General features: G+C 63.1%; 3 protein-coding genes. All 3 read right to left on the bottom strand.

Features of this window, described 5'->3' with window-relative positions; all coding sequences use genetic code 11:
- The coding region (locus tag NP3_RS45880; RefSeq protein WP_218025086.1) for an NAD(P)(+) transhydrogenase (Re/Si-specific) subunit beta at window positions 1–1,418 on the bottom strand (1,418 nt) is incomplete at its 3' end.
- The gene (locus NP3_RS45885) at window positions 1,418–1,756 is read right to left on the bottom strand and encodes an NAD(P) transhydrogenase subunit alpha part 2 (RefSeq protein ID WP_063047958.1); all 339 of its coding nucleotides are present in this window, start codon (window positions 1,754–1,756) and stop codon (window positions 1,418–1,420) included. The genes NP3_RS45885 and NP3_RS45880, both read right to left, overlap by 1 nt.
- A partial coding sequence (locus NP3_RS45890; RefSeq protein WP_084509713.1) for an NAD(P) transhydrogenase subunit alpha occupies window positions 1,756–2,457 on the bottom strand: 702 nt, incomplete at its 5' end. The genes NP3_RS45890 and NP3_RS45885, both read right to left, overlap by 1 nt.

Consider the following 2,457-nt stretch of genomic DNA (forward strand, 5'->3'; position numbering starts at 1 on the left):
AGTTCCTCGGTGACCGCACCGACGGATTTCTTCGCGTCGCCGAAGAGCATCGAGGTGTGGTCGGCGTAGAACAGGGGGTTGTCGATACCGGCGAAACCACTGTTCATGGACCGCTTCAACACGATCACGCTCTTGGCCTGGTCGACGTTGAGCACCGGCATGCCGTAGATCGGGGATGAGGCGTCCTCACGGGCGGCGGGGTTGGTGACGTCGTTGGCGCCGATCACCAAAGCCACATCGGTGCGCGAGAATTCACCGTTGATGTCGTCCATTTCCTTGAGCGCGTCATAGGACACCTCGGCCTCGGCCAGCAGCACGTTCATATGCCCGGGCATACGACCCGCGACCGGGTGGATGGCGTATTTGACCTCCACACCCTTGGCCTCCAACAACGACGCCATTTCCTTGACCGCGTGCTGAGCCTGGGCCACGGCCATACCGTAGCCGGGCACCACGATCACCTGGTTGGCATAGGCCATCTGGATCGCGGCATCCGCGGCGCTGGTGGCCTTGGCCTGCTTCTGCTCACCACCGGACCCACCCGGTGCGGTGCCGCCGCCACCGAATCCACCCGCGACGATCGCGGGGATCGAACGGTTCATCGCCTTGGCCATCAAATTGGTCAGGATCGTGCCGGACGCGCCGACGATCATGCCCGCCACGATCATCGCGGTGTTGTTCAGCGCCAAACCCGCCGCGGCCGCCGACAAACCGGTCAACGCGTTCAACAGCGAGATAACCACCGGCATATCCGCGCCACCGATCGGCAGCACCACCATCAACCCGAGCACACCGGCGAGTACCAGTACCGCGATCATCCAATACTGCGGCACACCGTCACCCGTGGCGCCGATACCGATCACCACGGCGGCGGCGATCGCGCCGAGCAGCAACAGCAGGTTCAGCGGCTGCTGGAGCTTGCCGACCCCGATCGGGCGCCCGGGCAGGATTTCCTGCAGTTTGCCGAACGCGATCAGCGAGCCCCAGAACGACACCGAACCGATGATCGCCGCGAACAAAGACCCGATCACAATATGGATCGTCGGTTCCTCGTCGAAGTGCGAAAAACCCTGCGAGTTGATGAATTCCGACCACGCGATCAACGCGACCGTGCCACCACCGACACCATTGAACGCGGCCACCAACTGCGGCATCGCGGTCATCTTCGTGTACTTCGCGGGCGGCACACCCAGCACCACACCCACCACGAGCCCGGCCACGATCAGGATCCAGTTGGAAGTGTGGCGGATAGAGACCAGGGTCGCCACCACGGCGATCACCATGCCCGCCGCGGCGATCAGGTTGCCACGCACCGCGGTCTTCGGCCCGGTCAACCCCATCAGACCGTAGATGAACATACCGAAGGCGATGATGTAGAGCCCGTTGACCAGATAGGTCACATTGTCGAAGGTATGCATCACGCTGCTCCCTCTGCCCGCTCCGCGGTGGCAGCCTTCACCGATGCGGCCTTCTTACCCTTGAACATCCCCAGCATCCGGTCGGTCACCACGAAACCACCGATGACGTTCAGGGTTCCGAACACGACCGCGACGAACAGAATGATCTGGGTCAGGATCGAGGGATCCTCGACATTGCCGAGAGTGACCAGCGCACCCAAAACCACGATGCCGTGAATAGCGTTGGTACCCGACATGAGTGGCGTATGCAGCGTATTAGGCACCTTGGAGATGACCGCGAACCCAACGAACCCGGACAACACCAGGATCGCGATATTCGCTAGCAGTTCGGTGTACATCAGGCTTCCACCTCACGAGTAACACAGGAGTCCGCGAGCACCTGGTCGTTGAAGTCGGGCGAGAGCTTCCCATCGACCAACATCAGCTCCAACAGCGCCGCAATATTTTTCGAGTACAACTCCGAGGCATGCTCGGGCATCGTCGCGGGCAGGTTCAACGGCGAAGCGATCGTCACCTCATGCTTGACCACGACCTCACCCGGTTCGGTCAACTCGCAGTTGCCGCCGGTCTCACCAGCCAGATCCACAATCACACTGCCCGGCTTCATACCCTCCACCGCCGCCGCGGTGACCAAGCGGGGCGCGGGACGCCCGGGCACGAGCGCGGTGGTGATCACCACGTCGAAGCCCTTGATCGCATCCTCCAACGCCTGCTGCTGGGTCGCCTTCTCCTCGTCGGTGAGCTCACGGGCATAACCACCCTCACCCGCGGCATCGATCCCCAGATCCAGCCACTGCGCACCCACTGAACGCACCTGATCAGCGACCTCCGGGCGCACGTCGTAGCCGGTGGTCCGCCCACCAAGACGCTTCGCCGTCGCCAGCGCCTGCAGACCCGCGACACCCACACCGAGCACCAGCACGGTCGCGGGCTTCACCGTGCCCGCCGCAGTGGTCAGCATCGGGAAGAACCGCGTCGATTCCGACGCCGCCAACAGCACAGCCTTGTACCCGGAGACATTGGCCTGCGAGGACAGCGC

The organism is Nocardia pseudovaccinii NBRC 100343 (genome assembly GCF_001613225.1).
Taxonomy (GTDB): Bacteria; Actinomycetota; Actinomycetes; order Mycobacteriales; family Mycobacteriaceae; genus Nocardia; species Nocardia pseudovaccinii.